Source organism: Methylobacillus rhizosphaerae, from assembly GCF_900187985.1.
GTDB classification, from domain to species: Bacteria; Pseudomonadota; Gammaproteobacteria; order Burkholderiales; family Methylophilaceae; genus Methylobacillus; species Methylobacillus rhizosphaerae.
This window is the reverse complement of sequence record NZ_FZOA01000001.1, coordinates 168,431-191,904: the sequence shown is the minus strand read 5'-3', so window position 1 is coordinate 191,904 and position 23,474 is coordinate 168,431. Positions and strand designations below refer to the sequence as shown.

The 23,474-nt window shown below is 53.6% G+C and carries 26 protein-coding genes; 5 read left to right on the top strand and 21 right to left on the bottom strand.

The window, feature by feature from the left end; translation table 11 throughout:
• Position 1: 1 nt before the first annotated feature.
• From nadA to CHB59_RS00880, 11 genes are all read right to left on the bottom strand, one after another.
• Positions 2-1,141, bottom strand: a complete 1,140-nt coding sequence (gene nadA, locus CHB59_RS00930; protein ID WP_089374352.1) for a quinolinate synthase NadA — start codon at positions 1,139-1,141, stop codon at positions 2-4.
• Between the two features lie 10 nt (positions 1,142-1,151).
• Positions 1,152-1,631 carry a dihydroneopterin triphosphate diphosphatase gene (gene nudB, locus CHB59_RS00925; protein ID WP_089374351.1) on the bottom strand — a complete coding sequence of 160 codons (480 nt, stop codon included), beginning with the start codon at positions 1,629-1,631 and terminating at the stop codon, positions 1,152-1,154.
• Positions 1,631-2,158, bottom strand: coding sequence for an adenine phosphoribosyltransferase (locus tag CHB59_RS00920; RefSeq protein WP_089374350.1), 528 nt, complete (start codon positions 2,156-2,158; stop codon positions 1,631-1,633). The genes nudB and CHB59_RS00920 overlap by 1 nt, the downstream gene beginning before the upstream one ends.
• A gap of 458 nt (positions 2,159-2,616) precedes the next feature.
• Positions 2,617-4,401 (bottom strand): aspartate--tRNA ligase, encoded by a 1,785-nt coding sequence (aspS, locus tag CHB59_RS00915; RefSeq protein WP_089374349.1) that lies wholly within the window; start codon positions 4,399-4,401, stop codon positions 2,617-2,619.
• Between the two features lie 34 nt (positions 4,402-4,435).
• On the bottom strand, positions 4,436-5,038 hold the full coding sequence (locus CHB59_RS00910) for a DUF502 domain-containing protein (RefSeq protein WP_089374348.1): 603 nt from the start codon (positions 5,036-5,038) through the stop codon (positions 4,436-4,438).
• Between the two features lie 28 nt (positions 5,039-5,066).
• Positions 5,067-5,318: an FmdB family zinc ribbon protein gene (locus CHB59_RS00905; RefSeq protein WP_089374347.1), complete on the bottom strand. Its 252-nt coding sequence runs from the start codon at positions 5,316-5,318 to the stop codon at positions 5,067-5,069.
• A gap of 153 nt (positions 5,319-5,471) precedes the next feature.
• Positions 5,472-5,741, bottom strand: coding sequence for a cell division topological specificity factor MinE (gene minE / locus CHB59_RS00900; RefSeq protein ID WP_089374346.1), 270 nt, complete (start codon positions 5,739-5,741; stop codon positions 5,472-5,474).
• A gap of 1 nt (position 5,742) precedes the next feature.
• Complete coding sequence (minD, locus tag CHB59_RS00895) at positions 5,743-6,549, bottom strand: septum site-determining protein MinD (protein ID WP_089374345.1); 807 nt, start codon at positions 6,547-6,549, stop codon at positions 5,743-5,745.
• 49 nt (positions 6,550-6,598) lie between these two features.
• On the bottom strand, positions 6,599-7,345 hold the full coding sequence (gene minC, locus CHB59_RS00890; protein ID WP_089374344.1) for a septum site-determining protein MinC: 747 nt from the start codon (positions 7,343-7,345) through the stop codon (positions 6,599-6,601).
• A gap of 63 nt (positions 7,346-7,408) precedes the next feature.
• Complete coding sequence (gene ssb / locus CHB59_RS00885; protein ID WP_089374343.1) at positions 7,409-7,912, bottom strand: single-stranded DNA-binding protein; 504 nt, start codon at positions 7,910-7,912, stop codon at positions 7,409-7,411.
• A gap of 3 nt (positions 7,913-7,915) precedes the next feature.
• Entirely contained in the window at positions 7,916-9,292 is a 1,377-nt protein-coding gene (locus tag CHB59_RS00880) for an MFS transporter (protein ID WP_089374342.1), read from the bottom strand.
• Between the two features lie 87 nt (positions 9,293-9,379).
• Here CHB59_RS00880 and uvrA point away from each other — a divergent pair, with 87 nt between their 5' ends.
• Complete coding sequence (gene uvrA / locus CHB59_RS00875; RefSeq protein ID WP_089374341.1) at positions 9,380-12,199, top strand: excinuclease ABC subunit UvrA; 2,820 nt, start codon at positions 9,380-9,382, stop codon at positions 12,197-12,199.
• Positions 12,200-12,256: 57 nt separating this feature from the next.
• Here uvrA and CHB59_RS00870 read toward each other — a convergent pair whose 3' ends face one another.
• A complete protein-coding gene (locus CHB59_RS00870) occupies positions 12,257-12,679 on the bottom strand; it encodes a GNAT family N-acetyltransferase (protein WP_089374340.1) in 423 nt (140 codons plus the stop codon).
• Between the two features lie 178 nt (positions 12,680-12,857).
• Here CHB59_RS00870 and CHB59_RS00865 point away from each other — a divergent pair, with 178 nt between their 5' ends.
• Positions 12,858-13,250, top strand: a complete 393-nt coding sequence (locus CHB59_RS00865) for a DoxX family protein (protein WP_089374339.1) — start codon at positions 12,858-12,860, stop codon at positions 13,248-13,250.
• A 51-nt stretch (positions 13,251-13,301) separates the two neighbouring features.
• On the opposite strand, the gene ispH is transcribed toward CHB59_RS00865, so the two are convergent.
• The 3 genes from ispH to CHB59_RS00850 are packed head-to-tail and all read right to left on the bottom strand — an operon-like array spanning position 13,302 to position 15,697.
• Positions 13,302-14,228: a 4-hydroxy-3-methylbut-2-enyl diphosphate reductase gene (gene ispH / locus CHB59_RS00860; protein WP_089374338.1), complete on the bottom strand. Its 927-nt coding sequence runs from the start codon at positions 14,226-14,228 to the stop codon at positions 13,302-13,304.
• 9 nt (positions 14,229-14,237) lie between these two features.
• A complete protein-coding gene (locus CHB59_RS00855) occupies positions 14,238-15,152 on the bottom strand; it encodes a CobD/CbiB family protein (protein WP_089374337.1) in 915 nt (304 codons plus the stop codon).
• A complete protein-coding gene (locus CHB59_RS00850; RefSeq protein WP_089374336.1) occupies positions 15,149-15,697 on the bottom strand; it encodes a GyrI-like domain-containing protein in 549 nt (182 codons plus the stop codon). The genes CHB59_RS00855 and CHB59_RS00850 overlap by 4 nt, the downstream gene beginning before the upstream one ends.
• Before the next feature lie 209 nt (positions 15,698-15,906).
• On the opposite strand from CHB59_RS00850, the gene purU reads away from it, so the two are divergent.
• Complete coding sequence (purU, locus tag CHB59_RS00845; RefSeq protein WP_089374335.1) at positions 15,907-16,761, top strand: formyltetrahydrofolate deformylase; 855 nt, start codon at positions 15,907-15,909, stop codon at positions 16,759-16,761.
• A 68-nt stretch (positions 16,762-16,829) separates the two neighbouring features.
• Here purU and CHB59_RS00840 read toward each other — a convergent pair whose 3' ends face one another.
• From CHB59_RS00840 to CHB59_RS00820, 6 genes are read right to left on the bottom strand one after another with little or no spacing between them, the layout of a single operon-like run.
• Positions 16,830-17,018 (bottom strand): YqaE/Pmp3 family membrane protein, encoded by a 189-nt coding sequence (locus CHB59_RS00840; protein ID WP_089374334.1) that lies wholly within the window; start codon positions 17,016-17,018, stop codon positions 16,830-16,832.
• A 45-nt stretch (positions 17,019-17,063) separates the two neighbouring features.
• On the bottom strand, positions 17,064-18,311 hold the full coding sequence (gene lysA / locus CHB59_RS00835) for a diaminopimelate decarboxylase (protein ID WP_089374333.1): 1,248 nt from the start codon (positions 18,309-18,311) through the stop codon (positions 17,064-17,066).
• Positions 18,312-18,321: 10 nt separating this feature from the next.
• Positions 18,322-18,444: an LPS translocon maturation chaperone LptM gene (gene lptM / locus CHB59_RS11620; protein WP_143738678.1), complete on the bottom strand. Its 123-nt coding sequence runs from the start codon at positions 18,442-18,444 to the stop codon at positions 18,322-18,324.
• Between the two features lie 48 nt (positions 18,445-18,492).
• Positions 18,493-19,182: a monofunctional biosynthetic peptidoglycan transglycosylase gene (gene mtgA / locus CHB59_RS00830; RefSeq protein ID WP_179212024.1), complete on the bottom strand. Its 690-nt coding sequence runs from the start codon at positions 19,180-19,182 to the stop codon at positions 18,493-18,495.
• Positions 19,179-19,991: a shikimate dehydrogenase gene (aroE, locus tag CHB59_RS00825; protein ID WP_089374331.1), complete on the bottom strand. Its 813-nt coding sequence runs from the start codon at positions 19,989-19,991 to the stop codon at positions 19,179-19,181. Before aroE ends, mtgA begins: the two co-directional genes overlap by 4 nt.
• A 9-nt stretch (positions 19,992-20,000) precedes the next feature.
• Positions 20,001-20,456, bottom strand: coding sequence for a rhodanese-like domain-containing protein (locus CHB59_RS00820; protein ID WP_089374330.1), 456 nt, complete (start codon positions 20,454-20,456; stop codon positions 20,001-20,003).
• Between the two features lie 248 nt (positions 20,457-20,704).
• Between CHB59_RS00820 and glnA the strand changes: the two genes are divergently transcribed.
• Both glnA and glnL read left to right on the top strand, forming a co-directional pair.
• Positions 20,705-22,114: a type I glutamate--ammonia ligase gene (glnA, locus tag CHB59_RS00815; protein WP_089374329.1), complete on the top strand. Its 1,410-nt coding sequence runs from the start codon at positions 20,705-20,707 to the stop codon at positions 22,112-22,114.
• A gap of 258 nt (positions 22,115-22,372) precedes the next feature.
• On the top strand, positions 22,373-23,473 hold the full coding sequence (glnL, locus tag CHB59_RS00810) for a nitrogen regulation protein NR(II) (RefSeq protein WP_089374328.1): 1,101 nt from the start codon (positions 22,373-22,375) through the stop codon (positions 23,471-23,473).
• Position 23,474 lies beyond the last annotated feature (1 nt).

The following is a 23,474-nucleotide window of genomic DNA, read 5'->3' as shown; positions in this document are numbered from 1 at the left end:
ATCAGGATGCGTCCAGCATGCGCTGCAATGTCAGGCGAGCCAGATCAGCCTCATGCTCCGGCACCTTGATGCGGTTGACCACATTGCCCTCTGCCAGGTTTTCCAGCGTCCATGCCAGGTGCTGCGGATCAATACGCGCCATGGTGGAACACTCGCAGATTACGTGTGACATGAACTGAACAACCTTGCCCTGCGGCTTCATCTGCTCCGCAAGACGATTCACCAGATTGAGTTCTGTCCCCACCAGCCAATGTGTGCCTGCAGGTGCGTCGCTGACAGTTTTCAGGATGTATTCCGTGGAACCGACATAATCAGAATTAAGGCAGACCTCGAACGGCGATTCCGGGTGCGAAATCACGATGCCGTCGGGATGCTCAGCGCGGAAACGTGTGATGTTCTGCTCGCGGAACATCTGGTGCACGGCACAATGCCCCTTCCACAACAGGATCTTGGCATTCTTGATCTGCTCTTCCGTCAGGCCACCCATCGGCAAGTCGGGGTCCCATACCGGCATCTGCTCCAACGGGATCCCCATCTTGTAGCCAGACCAGCGGCCCAGGTTCTGGTCTGGGAAGAACAAAACTTTCTCACGCTGCCTGAAACCCCATTCGATGATCTTGGTGGCATTGGTGGACGTACACACAATCCCACCGTGTTCGCCGCAGAATGCCTTAAGATCGGCGGCGGAGTTGATGTAGGTGATCGGCGTAATAGTGGCGTCGAAATCCAGTATCTTTGAAAGTTCGCGGCGCGAACGCTCGACCTTGGCCAGATTAGCCATATCGGCCATGGAACAGCCTGCGGAAAGGTCGGGCAAGATGGAAATCTGCTCGGGGCGCGAAAGAATGTCTGCCACCTCGGCCATGAAATGCACACCAAGGAATACGATGTACTCGGCATCCGTCTCGGCGGCAAAGCGCGACAGCTTGAGCGAATCGCCAGTGTAATCAGCGTGGCGATAAACACTTTCCTGCTGGTAGTGGTGGCCCAGGATCACCAGTTTCTTGCCCAGTTTCTTCTTGGCGGCAATGATGCGCGCCTGCAGTTCGGCTTCCTGCGTCGCCTGGAAGCGCTCGAACTTGATCGGCTCGGCAATCACCGTTGGTGCTGGTCTTTCTTTTGTTTCTACAGTTGCTTGCATGGCTGCTAATTCACAATGTTAAGTTGTTACGTTCACCCAGTTTGCGCAGGGCCTCGACATTTGTCCATGAGAATACACGTTTTGCTGCTTCGCGCCAGTCTACCCACTCGTAAGCTACATGCTCACGGGGAGCAAGTTGGACAGCAACCGGCGCTGGTAATTCCAGGCCGAATATATGCTCGGTATTTTCCGCCACACCGGGCGCATAGCGGAAGCGCCAGTGAGGGTAGATTTCATATACATGCGAGCAGTGCCAGTCTACCAGCTTATAGTCCGCCGCATCGAGACCAGTTTCTTCCTTCACTTCACGGAGCGCCGCATCAATCGGTCGCTCCAGCTCACCACTCGGCAACCTTTCCAGGCTGCCGGTCACTGATTGCCAGAAACCCGCCTTGTCAGCACGCTCCATGATAAGCACTTGCAAATCACTGGTATGCACCAGCACCAAGGCTGAAACCGGTACCTTGTATTCTGCTGATACCTGACTCACTATTCGCCCTCGAATTCGCACAAGGTGAACGTCTTGTAGCCCAACGCCTGCAGGCGTTGCTGCCCACCCAAATCAGGCAAGCCAACAATAAAAGCACACTCCAGCACCTGCCCGCCGAGCTTCTCGATTAGCACGGCAGCCGCTTCCGCGGTGCCGCCGGTGGCAATCAGGTCATCCAGCAATAAAACTGTTTCATCGGGACAGATAGCATCGCTATGGATTTCCACCCGGTCGGTGCCGTATTCCAACGCATAATCATGCCCCAGCACATCGCCCGGCAGCTTACCCTTCTTACGCACCGGCACAAACCCGACCCCGAGCTTGTACGCCACTGCCGCGCCAACAATAAAACCACGTGACTCGATACCCACTACTTTATCAATATTGGCATCCGCATAACGCTCAACCAACGCATCCACCACCTGTCGCAAGCCATCGGCATCCTTGAGCAGCGTAGTAATGTCGCGAAACTGGACGCCGGGTTTGGGGTAGTCTGGTATGGTGCGGATGAGGGATTTAATGGTCATTACTCTCGTCCAGCTTTACTGGGCAGACTGCAAAAATCTGATCTGCACTCAGCGGTATTTGGCTAATTATCATTCAGGAACGATATTCGCTAGAGGGCTGACCAGCCAACAGACCAGCGGACTAGATAACACCCGCCCCTCCGCTAGATTCACGATCAACTCAGCCTCCGTGCATTTGACCGATTGCACCAAAGGTTCAGCGTGCAGAATCAAAGAACTCATTTCATGCCTCCTTGAACAATGCTTCGTTCTCCCGTACCAGTTTATGCAACTTGCTTGGCATACAAGAAAAACCGATTAGCGCCTACTCTCAATATCGTTGGCATCAGCGCTGCCTTACCTCATGCCCTCATATCTCACAAAATGAAATTCGCGCCGGGCTGGCAAGGCGTGCTTTCGCAGACAGTACATTAAGTACGGTAAGAAAGCGCAACGCCGCCAGCACAAGCAAGTTCATTTTAAGCAGCAGGATTCTGCTGGCGCACGCGGATATGCAACTCGCGCAACTGTTTCTCATCCACGTCGTTTGGTGCCTTGGTCATCAGGCACTGCGCACGTTGGGTCTTGGGGAAGGCGATCACGTCACGGATGGATTCTGCGCCCGCCATCAGGGTCACCAGGCGGTCAAGGCCGAAGGCAAGGCCGCCGTGTGGTGGCGCGCCGTATTGCAATGCGTCGAGCAGGAAGCCAAACTTTTCCTGCGCCTCTTCCTTGCTGATCTTGAGCGCGTCGAACACCTTGGACTGCACTTCCTGCTTGTGGATACGCACAGAACCGCCGCCGACCTCCCAGCCATTCAGCACCATGTCGTAAGCCTTGGACAAGGCAGCGCCAGGGTTGCTGGTCAAGAGGTCCTCGTGGCCATCCTTGGGGCTGGTGAACGGGTGATGCAAGGCGACCCAGCGGTCGTTTTCCTCGTCGTGTTCGAACATGGGAAAATCCACCACCCACAACGGCGCCCAGGCGCGACCATCGACGTGGCCCTTTTCATGACCAACCTTGGCACGCAACGCGCCCAATGCTTCATTGACGATCTTGCCCTTGTCGGCACCGAAGAAGACGATGTCGCCATTTTGCGCGCCAGTGCGCTCGATAATGGCCTTGAGCGCGGTTTCGTGGATATTCTTGACGATAGGGCTTTGCAGGCCTTCCTCGTTCAGCTTGGTAATGTCATTGATCTTGATGTAGGCCAGACCCTTGGCACCGTAAATCTTGACGAATTCGGTGTAGGCATCAATCTCGCTGCGGGACAATGCAGCGCCGCCAGGCACGCGGATGGTAGCCACGCGGCCGCCTGCGGAATTGGCTGCACCAGCGAACACCTTGAAGTCGACGTCTTTCATGACATCGGTCAGCTCGGTGATTTCCAGTGTTACGCGCATGTCTGGCTTGTCGGAGCCGTAACGATTCATCGCTTCGGAGAACGGCATACGCGGGAACGGATTGGGCAGGTCGATATCCTGCACCTGCTTGAACATCTTGCGGATCATCTCTTCCACAGTGTTCATGATCTCTTCTTCATTGAGGAAGGAGGTCTCGATATCCACCTGGGTGAATTCCGGCTGGCGGTCTGCGCGCAGATCCTCGTCGCGGAAGCACTTGGTGATCTGGAAGTAGCGGTCGAAGCCGGACACCATGAGCAATTGCTTGAACAGTTGTGGCGATTGCGGCAAGGCGAAGAACTGGCCGTGATGCACACGCGAAGGCACGAGGTAGTCGCGCGCGCCTTCTGGCGTGGAGCGGGTCAACATTGGGGTCTCAACCTCGATAAAGCCCTGGTTATCGAGCTGATCGCGCAGTGCCTTGGCAACACGGTAGCGCAGCATCAGATTTTTCTGCATCGCAGGGCGGCGCAAGTCGATGTAACGGTGCTCCAGACGCACCATCTCCGACAAATTGTCGTCGTCCAGCATGAACGGCGGCGTTAGCGATGGATTGAGTATCTCGATCTCGCTCGCCAGCATTTCCACTTCGCCGGTCGGGATGTTGAGATTGACAGTGCCCTCAGGGCGAGCACGCACCTTGCACACCACCTTGAGCACGAACTCATTACGTACGCTCTCGGCCAGTGTGAAAGCTTCCGGCGTATCCGGATCAATGACAATCTGTGCCATGCCTTCGCGGTCGCGCAAATCGATGAAGATCACGCCACCATGGTCGCGACGGCGGTGCGCCCAGCCACAGAGGGTGACAGTCTGGCCAATATGTTCACGGTTCAGGTGACCGCAGTAATGAGTACGCATAACGTTTTTCTTGTATAGGAAATAAGGTTAAAAATCAGGATTTAAGTTTATTCTCGGGAGCCACTACTCCCATGGAAATAATATATTTAAGGGCTTCGTCCACGCTCATGTCGAGTTCCACCACATCTGCTGCCGGCATCATGAGGAAAAAACCGGACGTAGGGTTAGGCGTCGTCGGGATATAGACGCTGACGAACTCCCCTTCCAGATAATTGGCAACATCGCCCCCGGGCTGACCAGTCAGGAAACCAATTGTCCAGCTTCCCTGGCGCGGATACTGCACCAGCAACGCCTTGCGGAACGCCTGGCCAGAATCGGAAAACAGCGTATCCGATACTTGCTTGACGCTGTAGTAGATAGACTTCACCACCGGCACGCGGGCAAGCAAGGCTTCCCAGAATTGAATCAGGCGTTTGCCGAAAAAATTGGTCGCCACCAAACCGGTACCCAGCACAATCAGCAAGGTCAGGATGGCGCCGATTCCGGGGATGGCGCGCCCAAAGTATGCTTCGGGACGCCAGGCTGCAGGCAGCAGCAGCAAACTCTGGTCCATCAGGCCAATCAATGTGCTGAGCACCCAGATGGTGATGCACAACGGCACCAGCACCAGCAGACCAGTAATAAAATAGCTTTTCATGGCAACCCTGAACGTAAGTGCGGAAGCGTTAATGACAGGCACAACCTGTACCACAGGCTGCAGGCGCCGCTTCTTCAGATTTCTTTGCCGGGCTGCTGCCCTTGAAGTCGGTCGCATACCAGCCACTACCTGTCAGCTGGAAACTGGGAGCAGATACCTGCTTCTCAAATGTTTCCTGAGCGCAGGCCGGGCATACCGTGGTGGTACCGGCTTCACTCACCTTACGCATCAGCTCGGCTTTGTGACCACAGCTACTGCATTGATAATCGTAAATAGGCATATCAGTGTCCACTTCGAAAGTCGAAACGACAAAAAAACGAAATTATACTCGAAGCTACCCTCTAGAACATGGCAATGATTACTTCAACATCAAGTGTTTATTCCGGGAAAGCCGGCGATCTCCATCCCTGTCGGCCCTCCCTGCCTATCATGTCTAGCTTTTGCCTTGTACTTGCATCTCTGGCAACACCACATTGAGTTCCAGCACAGCCACTTCATCCTGGCGGTCCAGATTGACATGAATTTTATCCACATCAATTTCAATATATTTTGCAATAACCGCCATGATCTCTTGCTTCATTGCAGGCAGATAATCTGGCGCACCACGGCCATTATGCTCATGTGCCAGGATGATCTGCAGACGTTCTTTGGCAACGGAGGCAGTTTTCTTGCGGCTGCCAAGCAAATAACTGAGTATCGACATATCAACCTCCAAACAGGCGTTGCAGAAGACCGGGCTTTTCGGTGGTGAAACGCATAGGGCGCTCCTCACCGAGGAAGCGGGCAATGGCATCGCCATAGGCTTCTGAGACATCGCTACCATTCTGGTGAATGGCCGGCGCACCAGCGTTGGAGGCTTGCAACACGACTTCCGACTCCGGGATCACGCCCAGTAGTGGCACATTGAGAATTTCCTGCACATCAGCGACAGACAGCATTTCGCCATTCTTGGCACGCTTGGGGGAATAACGCGTCACGAGCAAATGCTCCTTGACCGGGCTTTCGCCCTTTTCGGCACGGCGCGACTTGGCCGACAGCATACCGAGAATGCGGTCAGAGTCGCGCACAGAGGAAACTTCCGGATTGGTCACCACCAGCGCTTCATCCGCGAAATAAAGTGCCATGATCGCGCCCTTTTCAATACCGGCAGGTGAATCACAGACGATGTAGTCAAACGATTCTTTCAACTCATCAATCACTCTCTCCACACCTTCCACTGTCAGCGCATCCTTATCGCGCGTTTGTGAGGCAGGCAAGATGTACAGATTATCGCAGTGCTTGTCCTTGATCAGCGCCTGTTTCAGTGTTGCTTCCTGGTTAATGACATTAACGAAGTCATACACCACGCGCCGTTCACAGCCCATGATAAGGTCCAGGTTCCGGAGACCGACATCAAAATCCAGCACCGCTACTTTGTGACCTTGCAACGCCAGGCCAGTTGCAAAACTGGCGGAGGTGGTGGTTTTGCCAACTCCGCCTTTGCCCGATGTAACCACGATTACTTTTGCCACTTATAAATTTCCTTTATGCCATTGATTTCAGATTGATTCATTCCTTGAATTACGCCATGACTTCGATTCGCAACTGCTCGTCAACCAGATAGGCTTGTACCGCCTTGCCATGCATTTCGCGTGACAGCTCTTCGTTAATGGCCTTGTAGGAGCCAGCGATGGAAATCAATTCAGCTTCCATCGAGCGTATGAAAATACGCGCCGACTCATCCCCCCGGGCGCCCGCCAACGCGCGTCCGCGCAACGAGGCGTATACATGAATGTTACCGTCAGCCAACACTTCCGCACCTGCAGACACCGGCGCCAACACGATCAGGTCCCCACCCTTGGCATAGATCTGCTGTCCGGTACGCACCGGACTGGTGATAATTCTTGCCACGCGCGAAATTGCCACCGGTTCCGCAGGCGGCTGCGGAGCTTCCTCAACCGGCGCTGGCTCAGCTACACGAGGTTTGGTCAATACACCACCATTGAATAAGCCCAAGCCAACTTTCTGCGCAGCCTCAGCATGCTCTTCCCCGGCATTGGCAACACCGACCAGCACCAGCTTGTGTGAGTGAAGAATCGTCCTGATCGCAGCATAATCAGGCGTTTCCTGCTGATTGCCAAGCTTGCTCATGTCCAGGACCACAGGATCATAAGAGAACAAGTCCGGCGCACTCAACATACGCGCCTGAACCTGCTGCTCTATCGCAGACAGGTCAGTGCTGTAGAGATACAAAATCAACATGGGAAAAGTCGAACCCTTGAGATCAAAGGCCGGGGTATCACTCGCCGTAGCGGCGATCTTGCTCATGCAGTGCTCCAACAAAACATACTGTTAACGGGATGGCATCCAGGCGCCAGGCTGGGAATGGCATCAAAACGGGATGTCATCCTCAAAATCATCAAAACTGTTACCCGCGGCAGGGGCTGGTTTAGCAGCTGCAGGGCGCTGCGTCGGAGCGGCCTGTTGCTTGGGCGCGGACTGGCTGTACTCCTGGTTGAAATCATCGCCGCCATCGTAACTGGCGCCACCACTACTTCCCGCGTCACGACCACCTAGCATCTGCATCTGGTCCGCAATGATCTCGGTGGTATATCTGTCCTGACCTTCCTTGGTCTGCCATTTACGTGTTTGCAGACGACCTTCCACATAGACAGGCCGGCCTTTTTTCAGGTATTCACCAGCAATCTCCGCCAATTTGCGATACATGACGATATTGTGCCACTCTGTCCGCTCCTGGCGCTGACCATTCTTGTCTTTCCAGTTGTCCGTCGTCGCAATACTGAAATTACATACCGCCTCGCCATTCGGCATATAGCGCACTTCAGGATCGCGCCCCAGATTGCCTACCAAGATTACTTTATTGACCGATGCCATTTTTCAACCCCTTATTAATTGCAGCGCCGCGGAATCATCCCAGCTCGCCTGCATATCCACTTTCAATATCACCATACCCTCAGTGGGTAATACCACGGATTCCCTCACGCCTGGCAAGGCTGCCAACTGGCGCGATAATTGTGCTGTGTCCCCCGCATAACCATCCGGCAGATGATACATCCTGCTGCGCACTGCAGCCGGTGCCTGCATGGTCATGACACTCACCAGCCATAACAACATGAGTATGCCACAGAAGATAAAAACTGCTGCATAGCCGTACTGACTTGAAAGCCATCCCCCTGACACCCCGCCAACAAAAATGCCCAGCGATTGTGCCGTGTTGAATACTCCTATCGCCGTTCCCTTAGCGGCAGCGGGCGCCTGCTTGGAAATTGTGGAAGGCATGATGGCTTCCAGCACATTGAAAGCAATGAAGAAAACCGTCAATGCCGCAACAATGCCCCAGAAGCTGCTGATCATGAGCCCGAATGCAACCTCGGACGCCAGCATCACTGCCACACTGAGTATGAACACCTGCTTGAGCCTGGCCTTTTTCTCGCCAATGATAATGGCAGGCACCATCATGATCATGGACACCAGCATGATGGGCAGGTAAATCATCCAGTGATCCCCTTCATTCAGGCCGCTGGTCTGCTTCAGGGCAAAAGGCACCACCACGAACATAGCCATGTGCGAGGCATGCAGGGCAAAAATACCAAAATTGAGCCGCAGCAATTGTGTATTCTGCAGAACAGTACCCAACCTGGCAGGCGCTGCCTGCGTATCGGAATGGAAACGACTGACCTGTGGATCCGGTACCAGATATTTGACATCCAGAATTGCCAGTAACGCCAATACGCCGGTGAGGATGAATATGCCCGGCACGCCTATCCATTGATTCAACGTAGGGCCAAGGATCAAGGACAACGCAAATGTAATGCCGATACTGCCGCCTATCATGGCCATGGCCTTGGTGCGATGTTCTTCACGTGTGAGATCGGCCACCAGCGCCGTCACAGCCGCCGATACTGCACCTGCTCCCTGAATAGCCCGGCCGATGATGATCATATGAATATCGTCTGCCGACGCGGCCACAAAACTGCCGATGGCAAAAATCAGCAGCCCGATGTAAATCATGTTCTTGCGTCCCAGGCGATCAGACGCCATGCCAAACGGCAACTGGAACAACGCCTGGGTCAGGCCGTAAGCACCCAGTGCTAGGCCGATATAGAAATGGTCATGTCCTGTTGGCAGGGTTTCTGCGTAGATGGCGAAAATCGGCAGAATGAGAAACATCCCGAGCATGCGCAAGCCATAAATGGAGGCAAGGCTCAGGGTGGATCGCAGCTCTACAGAAGACATGCGTTCAGATTGTGACATTAAAAATCATTGAATTAAACACGCGAAGTTGCGTATATTAACAGGTTGCCCCACCCAAGTAACCAAACTGACAGACGACAATCACCCATGGACTACATACGCATACGTGGTGCCCGCACGCACAATCTGAAAAATGTTTCGCTGGATCTTCCACGCAACAAACTGATCGTGATCACCGGCCTTTCCGGCTCAGGTAAGTCCTCACTTGCATTCGACACCCTATATGCAGAGGGGCAGCGACGCTATGTAGAATCTCTGTCAGCCTATGCCCGCCAATTTCTGGCACGCATGGACAAACCAGATGTCGATCTCATCGAAGGCTTGTCCCCGGCTATTTCCATTGAACAGAAATCCACTTCCCACAATCCGCGCTCCACTGTCGGAACCGTCACGGAAATCCATGACTACTTGCGACTGCTGTATGCGCGTGCCGGTGATCCCGAATGCCCGGAGCATGGCATCAAGCTGGAAGCGCAGACGGTCTCCCAGATGGTGGACAGCGTATTGCTGCTGCCGGAAGATACCAAGCTGATGATACTGGCACCCGTTGTCAGCAATCGCAAAGGCGAACAACTTGACTTGTTTGAGGAGCTCAAGGCACAAGGCTTTGTCCGCGTCCGCGTCGATGGGAACATCTACGAGCTTGATAGTGTGCCCAAACTGGCCAAGACCGTGAAACATAATGTGGATGTTGTCGTGGACCGCCTCAAGGTGCGTGAGGACGTCAAGCAGCGCATTGCAGAATCCTTCGAAACAGCATTGCGCCTGGCTGATGGCAAAGCCGTGGCACTGGAAATGGACAGCGATAAGGAACACCTGTTTTCTGCCAAGTTCTCCTGCCCGGTGTGCGATTACTCACTTGCAGAACTGGAGCCCCGGCTCTTTTCATTCAACAACCCGATGGGAGCCTGCCCGAAATGCGATGGCCTGGGCCAAATCAGTTTCTTTGATCCCAAACGGGTTGTCGCTTTTCCTCACCTGTCATTGGCCAGCGGTGCCATCAAAGGCTGGGATAAACGCAACCAGTTTTACTTCCAGATGTTACAAAGCCTGGCCCAACACTATGGGTTTGATCTGGAACAGGCTTTTGAGGAGTTATCCGTAGAGGTACAGGATGTACTGCTCAATGGCAGCCATAAGGAAGCCATTACCTTCCATTACCTTAATGAACGCGGCAAGCTCTATGAGAAATCCCATGCGTTTGAAGGCATACTCAATAATCTGCAACGCCGCTATCACGAGACCGACTCCACAACAGTACGCGAAGAACTCTCAAAATACCTGAATTCCCAGGCCTGCCCGGATTGCGGCGGCACTCGCTTGCGCCGCGAGGCGCGTCACGTCAAGGTAGGTGGCAAAAACATTCATGAAATTTGCGAGTCCCCCTTGCGTCAGGCCCTGCATTTTTTCGACCATATCGAACTAACGGGGCAGAAACTTGCGATTGCCGACAAGATTGTGCAGGAAATCAGCAGCAGGCTGAAATTCCTCACCAATGTAGGGCTGGAATACCTGTCCCTGTCGCGCTCGGCTGAAACCCTGTCCGGCGGCGAAGCGCAGCGTATCCGCCTGGCTTCACAAATCGGCTCTGGCCTCACCGGTGTCATGTATGTACTGGATGAGCCATCCATTGGCCTGCATCAACGCGATAATGATCGCTTATTGCAGACATTGCTGCGCCTGCGTGATATCGGCAACAGCGTTATTGTCGTGGAGCATGACCAGGATGCCATCATGGCGGCCGATTATGTTGTCGATATCGGTCCGGGAGCCGGCGAACACGGTGGTAACATCATTGCTGCAGGCACACCGACAGAAGTGCAACAGAACAGCCACTCCCTGACCGGACAATACTTGAGTGGCGCCAAGGAAATTGCCGTACCGGCACAGCGTCATACACCAGATCCGAAACGCTGGCTGACACTGACAAAAACCAGCGGCAACAATCTCAAACATGTGGATCTCGCCATTCCTGTCGGCCTGCTGACTTGCGTTACCGGAGTTTCCGGGTCCGGCAAGTCCACTCTGATCAATGACACCCTGTATCGTGTCGTGGCGAAACACCTCTATGGCAGTTCCACAGAGCCTGCCGCATTCGAGAGTGTCAACGGCCTGGAATTCTTCGACAAGGTCGTGGATGTAGATCAAAGCCCGATAGGACGCACACCTCGCTCCAATCCGGCTACCTACACCGGCGTCTTCACACCTATCCGCGACCTGTTTGCAGGCGTTCCGGAAAGTCGTGCACGTGGCTATGGTCCTGGACGCTATTCATTCAACGTCAAGGGTGGCCGTTGCGAAGCCTGCCAGGGCGATGGCGTTATCCGCGTGGAAATGCACTTCCTGCCTGATGTGTATGTGCCGTGTGATGTATGCAAGGGACATCGCTACAACCGGGAAACCCTGGAAATCCAGTACAAGGGGAAAAACATCCGCGAAGTGCTGGAAATGACAGTAGAACAAGCAAGAGAGTTTTTTGATGCCGTACCTGTCGTCGCCCGCAAGTTACAGACCTTGCTGGATGTTGGCCTGGGCTACATCACCCTGGGACAGGCTGCCACTACTTTGTCGGGTGGTGAAGCACAACGTGTCAAACTGGCCCTGGAGCTTTCCAAACGCGACACCGGGCGCACACTGTATATCCTTGACGAACCCACTACCGGCCTGCATTTTGCCGATATCCAGCTTTTACTCGATGTCTTGCACCGCCTGCGCGATCATGGCAACACCGTTGTGATCATTGAGCATAACCTTGATGTTATCAAGACTGCTGACTGGATTATCGATATGGGGCCGGAAGGAGGGGACGGTGGCGGCACCATGATCGCATACGGAACCCCGGAAAGCGTGGCCGACACACCAGCCAGCTATACCGGCAAGTACCTGAAACCCATGCTGAAACGCTGATGTCCGCTGCAGGTGGAATTGGCCAGCTGTATTATCCTAGCCCCTCTGTGGTTCAGGTCAAACATGTAACTTCATGGCTTTGTGTGGAATGCCGGCATCCATATACTCATCACTGATGACCTCGAAGCCGGCCTTTTCATAAAAAACGACAGCATGGGTCTGGGCAGAAAGATGGATATCCAGCCAGCCGTGACGCTGACAAGCCGAAATAGCAGCCTGCAACAAAGCACGACCAACGCCCTGCTGCCGCCATGAAACCAGCACGGCCATACGGCCAATACCACCATCGCTCAATACCCGGGCACACCCCATCACTTGGCCATCCTCGGCCATGGCAAGCAAATGCAGCGCTGACTCATCCAACCCATCCCACTCCAGCTCAGGTGGCACATGCTGCTCTTCGATGAATACCTGACTCCTGATGGCAGCAATGGATGCCTGCTCGGTGACCCAGTCTGCCTCTCTGACATAAAAATGCATGTTGTTTGCTCTTTCCGGTTGATGCCTCGGCTTGGTTGACAGTGCAAAACCCGCCACATCCACAACAACGGTTGCGATAGTTTGTGCTTACAGGCATTATTTGCCTTCGCCCTGAGCGATGATAAATCAATATAAACACGCACCCACGCGCTGTGCGATTGGATGAGAAGGTAAATCGATGACAAAATTCCTAAGTTTCCTGGGCCGTATTTTGCTGGCACAGATTTTTCTTGTTGCAGTCCTGATTCAGCTGTACATGATCACCCAACACCCCAGTGGCTATGAAAGCTACCAAATGTATCTGGCCCAATTTGGCCTGGTGCCCTTCTTCGCACCATTGACCATCCTGATCCAGCTGGTGTTCGGCCTGATGCTGCTCTTGGGTTACAAAACCAGGTTGGCTGCCTACATACTGGCGATTTACGCCATCTTTGTCGCTATCGTGCTCAAGCTGCAAATCGGCGACCTGATCGGCTTTATGCAATACCTTGCCATTGCCGGTGGTTACATTACCCTGGCCGTCCATGCTCCCACGGCGTGGAGCCTGGATAATCTGCGCAAGAAATCCTGAAACCCCATGCACTGAATGAAAAAGGGCGGTATCACCGCCCTTTTTCATTGTTCAAGCTTCTGCAAGATTACGTGGTATCTTGAAGATGACGTTTTCCACCACGCCACTCAATTCCTGCACATCAGCAGCTCCCAGCTCCTTGAGTTTTGCAATCACTTCCCGTACCAGCACTTCGGGCGCAGATGCCCCCGCAGAAACGCCAATGCGCTTCTTGCCGACAATCCATGCCGGATCAAGAAAAGAGGCATTATCCACCATATAGGATTCCACTCCCTGGTTCTGCGCAACCTCGCGCAGGCGATTGGAGTTGGAACTATTGGGAGACCCCACCACAATCACCAGGTCACAATCTCGTGCCATGACCTTGACCGCGTCCTGGCGGTTTTGTGTGGCATAGCAGATTGAATCACTGCGCGGAGATGCAATCTCCGGGAATTTATTCTGCAATGCGGCTACCACAGAGGCTGCGTCATCAATGGACAGGGTGGTCTGTGTCACATAGGCTAGCTTGGTTGGGTCAGTCACTTCCAGCCTCTCGACGTCCTCTGGTGATTCGACCAGGTACATGCCGCCTTCAGATTGCCCCATGGTGCCTTCCACTTCGGGATGCCCCTTGTGGCCGATCATAATGATTTCCTTACCAGCAGCCCGCATCTTCGCTACTTCAATATGCACCTTGGTCACTAGTGGACAGGTTGCATCGAACACTTGTAAGCCGCGCGCCTCGGCCTCAGCCCGGACATCCCTGGAAACCCCATGCGCGCTGAAAATCACGGTATTACCTGCCGGGACCTCATCAAGCTCCTCGACAAAAATAGCGCCCTTCTTCCGCAGGTCATCCACAACAAACTTGTTATGCACCACCTCATGCCGCACATAAATCGGCGCGCCGAACTTTTCCAACGCCTGTTCCACAATAATGATCGCGCGGTCTACGCCTGCACAGAACCCGCGCGGATTTGCTAATACAATATCCATGAATCTCTCTTACTGCCCCAGCCAGTGCGCAAAAGTCAGCAACAACAACAAACCTATAACCAGCGCCAATACCCGCCAGACCAAGCCGACCGCACTACGTACATAATCCGCATCAGCAGTCTCGCCCAAACCTATCTCCGGCCGGTACATCAGAATACCGTTCATAGGCAACGGCTCACCTATCCTGACACCCAGTGCCCCTGCCCCGCTGGCCAGCACCATGCCCATGGCCTTGTCGCTCCATGTTTCAGCCTGGGCCCTCCAGCAATAAATTGCATCCTCAAAATCGCCAACAATAGCAAAACTGCCCGCTGTCACGAATGCAGGAGGCCAATTGAACCAATAGAACACTTTACGGGCAAGATGATTGAACTGGGTATCTTCCTCGGACTGCCATTCCAGCGTTACGATATGCGACAAGCGGTAGAACAATGCGCCTGCCGGCCCGAAGACCACAAACCAGAAAATCGGTGCCAGCAAACCATAATGAGAGCGTGTCAGCACCGTTTCTATGCTGACTTGCGCCACCTGGGTAGTATTCAGGTGATCGCTGTCTACTTTGGCCCATTGCTCCAGCAATAATCGCGCTTCACCAATATTCCCGGTACGCAAGGCCGCAATCACACCCTCTGCGCGAGGGCCGAACTGGCTAAGCCTCAGTGTGAAATACAGCACCACCAGGCCGAATACGAGGCCCAGAATGGCATTGATCTGCAACAGGACATAATAGACGATACCGACCAGCACACTGGGCAGCAATACCGCCAGCACCCAGGCAGTCGCCCCCTGCAGACGATTACCGCCGTTGAAACTGCGCTCCAGCAGCTGGGCAAAAGGAGAAAAAATTTCCTGCAGCCAGTCCTGCCTGCGATGTGGGCGGTAATAGGTAAGCGCCAGGGCACCAATCAGAGCAATAAAGTTCAAGGCGAAACTCCTGTACTTGTAACTGCCGGAGCAACCGGCTCCAGCGGCATTTCAACAGTTAACACGCTGTCATCCACAATTTCCACTGTCGGCAGGTTCAGATTTGTGCCCTTGGATTTGACATACTCCAGCAGCTTGGAATAGGTCTTGCCATACGCAAGTAGCGGATGTGCCTTGATACTGGCAACCAGCACCTGCCGCATAGGGACTGTATCAACCTTGAGTGGTGCTACTGGCTTGGCATCTGCATCGACAATGAAGCCTGCACGTGCATGCAGTTCCTTGTATGGTGTCGTGCGAGGATCACTGAAAATCAGGGTGATCTCCGGCCCTGGCTGTATCTTCTGTTCCACCAGAGTATGCAGTACATCTTCCTGCTTGCTGGAAAGTTTGGAGTAAGGCCCTTCTGCATCCAGATAAGCATAACGGTAATCGCCACGTTCTGCGATTTCCACGGTAGCAGATGCAAACAGCCCCCACCACCACAACACAGCAGTCACAGGTAGCAGGAACACCAACAGAAAATAAGGTAATTGTTTTTTCACGGTCTTGACGTCATGCAGCAGTTATCAACGATCAACCTGCAACCCAGAAATATTACGAGTCACAGTTATTTTTATCGGTAAAAGATACCACAGACCCAGCTTGGCTTCATCATAACTTTTCAATCCTGGAGCGATGGTCACTCCCGGCACCTGCATAAGCGATAAATCCCAGTATAATGTCATTCTTTGCTTTTTAAGCTGCCAGTACGATGAAAAACACAGCAACCCTTCTTGTCACCTGCCCTGACCGCAAGGGTATCGTTGCATCCATTGCCGACTTTCTCTACCGTCACGATGCCAATATCCTGCATGCCGACCAGCATCAGGATGCGGAAAACAACCTGTTCCTCATGCGCGTGGAATGGAATATGGAAGGATCAGGGCTCACCATTGACAATTTTTCCGGGCACTTCTCCCCGATTGCCGAAAAATTCGACATGGACTGGGACCTCAAGAGTTCGCAGCGCCGCCCGCGCATGGCCATCATGGTGTCACAATACGATCACTGCCTGGTTGACCTGCTGCATCGCCACCAGAGTGGCGAACTGAACTGCGACATTCCCCTGATTATCAGCAATCATCGTGACACAGAAAAGCTAGCTGCCTTCTACAACATTCCTTTCGTCCATATTGCCGTGACCAAGGAAAACAAGGCAGAAGCGGAAGCCAGGCAATTTGCCCTGTTTGATGAACACCAGGTGGATCTGATTGTGCTGGCACGCTACATGCAGATTCTTTCACCGGACTTTGTCAAACGCTACCCGCGCCGCGTCATCAATATCCACCACTCATTCCTGCCTGCCTTCATCGGCGCGCGCCCCTACCATCGCGCCTTTGAACGCGGCGTCAAGCTGATAGGCGCCACCAGTCATTATGTGACCGAAGTGCTGGATGAAGGCCCGATCATTGAGCAAGACATTACACGCATCTCCCACCGTGACCAGGTTGAAGACCTTATTCAGAAGGGGCGTGACCTTGAGCGCGTGGTACTGTCACGCGCCGTGCGCTGGCATATCGAGAACCGTATCCTGCTGTACGCAAACAAGACGGTTATTTTTGACTGATCCTTACCTCTTAAAACCAGCCAATAAAAAAGCCAGCAAAGCTGGCTTTTTTCATTTTATGCTGCTGCTTACTTTCGCAAGGCTTGCTGGATCTTCTGGTCAGTCTTGTACTGGCTCAAGGCATACACAGACCAAATTGCCGCTGGCAGCCAACCGATAATGGTCAGTTGCAGAATCAGGCAGATAATACCGGCAATCGGACGACCAATCGTAAAGAACTGCACCCATGGCAGGAAAATGGCAAGAATCAAACGCATTGATAACTCCTTCTTTCTATTATTTAAACTTGTTTCCCGGCTAATTTAGCCGACTATCTTTTCCAAAGCGAACAGCTGCTCTATGGTTTCCCGTTGGCGGATCAAGTGCACCTTGTCGCCATCCACCATGATTTCCGCAGCACGTGGACGGGTATTGTAATTCGAACTCATGCTCATGCCATAGGCACCAGCAGACATCACTGCCAGCAGGTCGCCCTGTTGCAATGCCAGCTCACGGTCATGCGCCAGAAAATCGCCACTCTCGCACACAGGACCCACAATCTCATAGACCTGCGCGGCTTGCTCAGTCGCCGTCCTGACCGCCAGCACTTCATGATAGGCATCATACAGCGCCGGACGCATCAAATCGTTCATGGCTGCATCGACAATGGCAAAATTCTTGGCTTCGGTATGCTTGAGATATTCCACCTTGGTCAGCAAGACACCTGCATTACCCACCAGCGCCCGGCCTGGCTCGAACACCAGTTTGACAGCACGCTTACCCAGTTTCTGCCGCATTGCTGCCGCGTACTCGGTAAAATCCGGAGGAGTCTCATCGGCATAGCAGATGCCAATCCCGCCACCCAGATCAATATGTTGGATATGAATGCCATCGGCCTCCAATTGATCCACCAGCACCAACACCCGGTCAAATGCATCCAGGAATGGGGATAATTCCGTCAATTGCGAGCCGATATGGCAATCCACGCCATGCACCGCTACATTGGGCAGGCTGGCCGCACGTTGATAGAGGCTGAAAGCATCCTCATAAGCCACACCAAACTTGTTGTTCTTGAGCCCGGTTGAGATATAAGGATGGGTCTTGGCGTCCACATTCGGGTTTACGCGCAAGGACACCGGCGCCACTCTGCCCAGGCGGCCTGCCACCTCATTCAGGCGTTCCAGTTCGCTCGCGGATTCCACGTTGAAACAGAAAATACCAGCATTGAGCGCCGCTTCCATTTCAGCCTCGGTTTTCCCGACGCCGGAAAACACCACCTTGGCCGGGTCTCCACCAGCAGCCAGCACGCGTGCCAGCTCCCCGCCGGAAACAATATCAAAGCCAGCGCCCAAGCGGGCAAACAGGTTAAGCACCGCCAGGCTGGGGTTGGATTTCACGGCAAAGCAAACCAGGTGGTCCGTGCCGGCAAACCCTGCCGCAAAACGTGTATAGGCAGATTCAAGGGCAGCACGCGAATATACATACGTCGGCGTAGAAAATTCCCCAGCGATCTGGTCAAGTGCAACTTCTTCAGCGTGCAACACGCCATCTTTTAATTGGAATGGATTCACGGAAAAATCATCAAGGTTGTGTTGGTGGAGTAGATGCCTGCGGATACTGCTTTTCCGGGATATAAAGATCCCCTTTGGTACCGCATGCAACAAGTGTCAGGCTTGCAATCAGGATCAGGAAACAGAAGCGCATGGTATTTGACTTCAAAGTGTTTATTCTAACATAAGGCCACAGCCACCATCACGGCACGGCAGCGTGGCGCATGCGCGACTCAATGATTGCGGCCTTTCTCACCAGGCCACGCGCCTCACGGTGCTGGTCATAATAGCGTGGATTGGGAATCATCGCTGCCAGCCTGGCAGCCTGCGCACTGTCGAGATTGGCCGCACTGGTCCTGTAGTAATGACGTGCGGCAGCTTCTGCGCCAAATACGCCATTCCCCCATTCAATCACATTCAGGTAAATCTCGAAAATCCTGCGCTTGCTCATCATGCTTTCCAGCATCCAGGTGATCACAGCTTCTTCCAGCTTACGCCAAGGAGTGCGCTTGGTGGATAGAAACAGGTTCTTGGCAAGCTGCTGGCTGATGGTAGATCCACCTGCCACTATCTTGCCTTTCTGCCAGTTCTTCTCATAGGCCTTCTGGATACCATCCCAGTCAAACCCCTCATGCCCGACAAACTTGGCATCCTCAGAGGCAATGACTGCCCGCTTGAGATGACGCGAAATCCTGTTGTATTCCACCCACTCATGCTTGAGTGTCGCCTTGGCGTTGTCCTCGCGCAGAACGCTCAGACTGGTACGCATAAACGCGCTACTGCCCGGGTTATGGTCTACCCACCAGAGAATATTGATGAATATCCATAATTGGTACAGCACAATCAGCACCAGAGCCAGCAACAAGCCTTGCCATAAGAGCCGCTTGATCACAATGCACGCACCATTTCCATGACAGGCGCAGTAGCCGGTCGCATCTGACGCCAGATGAAGAATGCCTCTGCTGCCTGCTCTACCAACATACCCAGTCCATCCACCACACGCTGGACGCCTGCTTCCCGTGCGAATGCCATAAATGGCGTTTCTCGCCCGTACATCATGTCATACGCCAGCGCACCATCAGCGAACAAACCAGCAGGCAATGGCAATCGCTCGTTGCTCAACCCACTGGAAGTGGCGTTGATGACCACATCAAATACCTGCCCCGTCAACTCAGCGAAACCGGCAGCATCAAGCCTGGTGCCGCCTGCCTGTGCCCGTGCGACCATCGCGCCTGCTTTATCCACCGTGCGATTGGCAACACACAGCCGTGCGGGCAAGCTCTCAAGCAATGGCCCCAACACTCCTTCTGCCGCGCCACCAGCACCGAGCAGGAGGATGCGTTTTCCTGCCAGCGCAAACTGCTGATTATCCAGAATGTCACGCACCAGGCCCACACCATCAGTGTTATCCCCCAAAATTCCGCCATCACGGAAAGTCAACGTATTGACTGCACCAGCATGGCGCGCGCGCTCCGTCACACTGTCCGCCAAGGTATAGGCCTCGAACTTGAATGGCACCGTGACATTGGCACCGGCATAGCCTCGCGCTTGCAAGTCAGCAACCGTCGCGGCAAAACCATCCAGAGGAGACAATACCTTGCCATATTCAAGCTGCTGCCCGGTTTGCCGGGCAAAAGCAGCGTGAATCAAAGGCGACTTACTATGTTCTACCGGATGGCCGATAACAGCATAATGATCCATCCATCAACCTCAGGCATTGGTCCAGGACAGGCCAGCCGCTTTCCAGCCGTTGATCTTGCCGCGTTGCTTGGTATCAGGCGTTGCTTCCCCCTCGAACCCTTCCAGCACATTATAGGCTTCCGTATATCCAGCCTGGGCAGCGACTACCGCAGCATTGTGGGAACGTCCACCGGTGCGGCAGAGAAACATGACCAGCGCCTCATGATCCACCTGTTTATCCAGCTGGGAAAGAAAATCCGGATTGGCTGTCATGCCTGGGTAGAAAGCCCATTCAATGTGGGTAGCTGCAGGCACCCGGCCAACCAGTTCAAGTTCTGCGCGAGTGCGCACATCCACCAACCTGGCGGCAGGCGCCAATTCCAACACTTTTTGCGCTTCTGCGGGGGTCAGCGCGCCAGCATAAGGAAGGCCATGCTGCTCTGCGCGTTGTTTTGCATTCTGCAATATCGTACTCAACGTTTCCATTGCTTCCTCCTCAGGTTAAAAATGCATGGAGTATAGCCCCAATTTTAACGCAAACCCATATGCACATAATTGGTGCATAAAATTAGACGATGCATCAAATTGGTGCTCAATCTAGGATTTCTCTTTTATAAACGTATGTGTGAAAATAGCAAATGGCATTTTCCCAATGGCACGCTTCATGCTTGAGCTTAGTGTCAAGCATAGTGCTTCAACAACCTTCTTAATTCAGAAAGAGCTAGGAGAATCAAATGGCGGTGGCCGACGTATTAAAACTTGTGAAGGAAAATGACATCAAGTTTGTCGATTTTCGCTTTACTGACACCAAAGGCAAAGAACAGCATGTCACAGTGCCTGTTTCAGCATTCGACGAAGATAAATTTACTGAAGGTCACGCATTTGATGGTTCCTCCATCGCTGGCTGGAAAGGCATCCAGGCTTCAGACATGCAACTGATGCCTGATCCTGACACCGCCAATATCGATCCATTCATGGACGAGCCAACCTTGATCCTGACCTGTGACGTAATTGACCCGACTGATGGCAAAGGTTATGACCGTTGCCCCCGCAGCCTGGCAAAACGCGCAGAAGCTTACCTCAAGTCCAGCGGTATCGGTGATACTGCATTCTTCGGCCCAGAACCAGAGTTCTTCATTTTTGACTCCATCAACTGGTCTGTAGATATGAGCGGCAGCTCCGTCAAGATCAACTCCGAAGAAGCTGCATGGGCTTCCGGTGAGAAGTTTGAAGGCGGCAACACCGGTCACCGCCCAGGCGTCAAGGGTGGTTACTTCCCTGTGCCCCCAATCGACTCCCTGCACGATATCCGCTCTGCAATGGTCGTCGCGCTGGAAGAGCTGGGCGTACCTGTAGAAGTGCATCACCACGAAGTGGCAACTGCAGGCCAATGTGAAATCGGCACCAAGTTCAGCACCCTGGTACAGCGCGCTGACTGGACCCAGATCCTCAAGTATGTCGTGCTGAACACGGCTCACGCTTATGGCAAGACAGCCACTTTCATGCCAAAACCAATCTTTGGCGACAACGGCTCTGGCATGCACGTTCACCAATCCATCTGGAAAGATGGCAAGAACCTGTTTGCAGGCAATGGCTATGCAGGCCTGAGCGATTTCGCCCTTTACTACATCGGCGGCATCATCAAGCACGCACGCGCACTGAATGCGATCACCAACCCTGGCACCAACTCCTACAAGCGTCTGGTACCTGGTTTTGAAGCTCCAGTGAAGCTGGCATACTCTGCGAAGAACCGTTCTGCTTCCATCCGCGTTCCTTTTGTGCACTCTGACAAGGCACGCCGCATCGAAGCCCGCTTCCCTGATCCTACTGCCAACCCATACCTGGCATTCAGTGCCTTGATGATGGCTGGCCTGGACGGCGTGCAGAACAAGATTCACCCTGGTGAGCCTGCAACCAAGGATCTCTACCACTTGCCACCAGAAGAAGATGCAGCGATCCCGACTGTTGCCTCTTCCCTGGAACAAGCATTGGAAGCTCTGGACAAGGATCGTGAGTTCCTGACTCGCGGCGGCGTATTCTCCGAAGACTGGATCAACAGCTACATTGACTTGAAGATGGAAGAAGTCACCAAGCTGCGCCAGACTCCACACCCTGTCGAGTTCAGCATGTACTACAGCGTTTAAGCTACAGTACTGTTAACCAGAAAAAGCGGGGCAACCCGCTTTTTTTATGCCTGCCGATTCCAGCTTGACCGCTACTATCAGTCGCTTTCTACGTGTAAACTCATCAGCAAAAATCAAAAAACATCCATCCATAAAGAGGAACAATGCAATATTTCAGGCTCCTGCAAACCGCACCGATTCTGTGCAGCTTTCAGGGCAAGACCAGGACATGCGAATTGTCCACCAGTCTAGCTGGCCTGGCTTTTGCTTATTATCAGCATGGAACATAAAATCCCGCTCGCATTCGCCGGCCTAGAACATTTATCAACTGCCATTCTCCTGCTTGATGAGGAGCGCCATGTTGTCTATGCCAATCCTGGAGCAGAAGTGCTGTTTGCCATCAGCGCACGGCAAATCGCCGGACTATCCATTTCCCAGGTATTTCCCGGTAGCGATATCCTTGATTCGGCCATGGAACATGCCATCCAGCATCACAGCCCGTTCCGCGAGCATGAATTCACCATCACCACCCTGCGCCAGCAAACCTTTGCCGTGACATGCACCGTCACCCCTGTCGAGCTGACACCTGCCTGCCTGGTACTGGAATTCCAGCATATGGACCAGCAGCTGCGCATTGCACGGGAAGAGCGCATGCTGATCCAGCAACAAGCCAACGCCGAACTGCTACGCAACCTGGCGCATGAAATCCGCAACCCGCTGGGTGGATTACGCGGTGCCGCCCAGCTGCTGGAACACGAACTGCCACAAGTCAGCTTGCGCGAATACACCCAGGTCATCATCAAGGAAGCCGACCGCCTGCAGCTATTGATGGACAGGCTGCTGGTGCCACATCGGGTGCCCAAATACGAGCCCACCAATATCCATGAAGTCCTGGAGCGCGTCCGTAGCCTGCTATTGGCAGAATCCCCACGCACCATCAATATCCAGCGGGATTACGACACCAGCCTGCCGGAGCTGATTGGTGACCGCGAAAAACTGATCCAGGCCGTGCTGAACATTGCACGCAATGCTGTCCAGGCCATGCAAAACGCATCCGGAAAAGAAGCGCCGGCCATCACCCTGCGCACCCGCGTGGCGCGTCAGGTCACACTGGCAAAAAAACGCTACCGCGTAGCCATCAAGCTGCAAATCATTGATAACGGCCCGGGCATTCCCTCGGATATCCGTGAGCGCATTTTCTACCCACTAGTCTCGGGACGCGACAACGGCACTGGTCTCGGCCTGACACTGGCGCAGACATTCATCACCCAGCATCACGGCATGATCGAGTGTGAAAGCGAACCCGGGCATACCTGTTTCACCATATTGCTGCCAATTGAAAGCACGGCAATGCAGCTTACATTCCCAGGCAACAATTAGA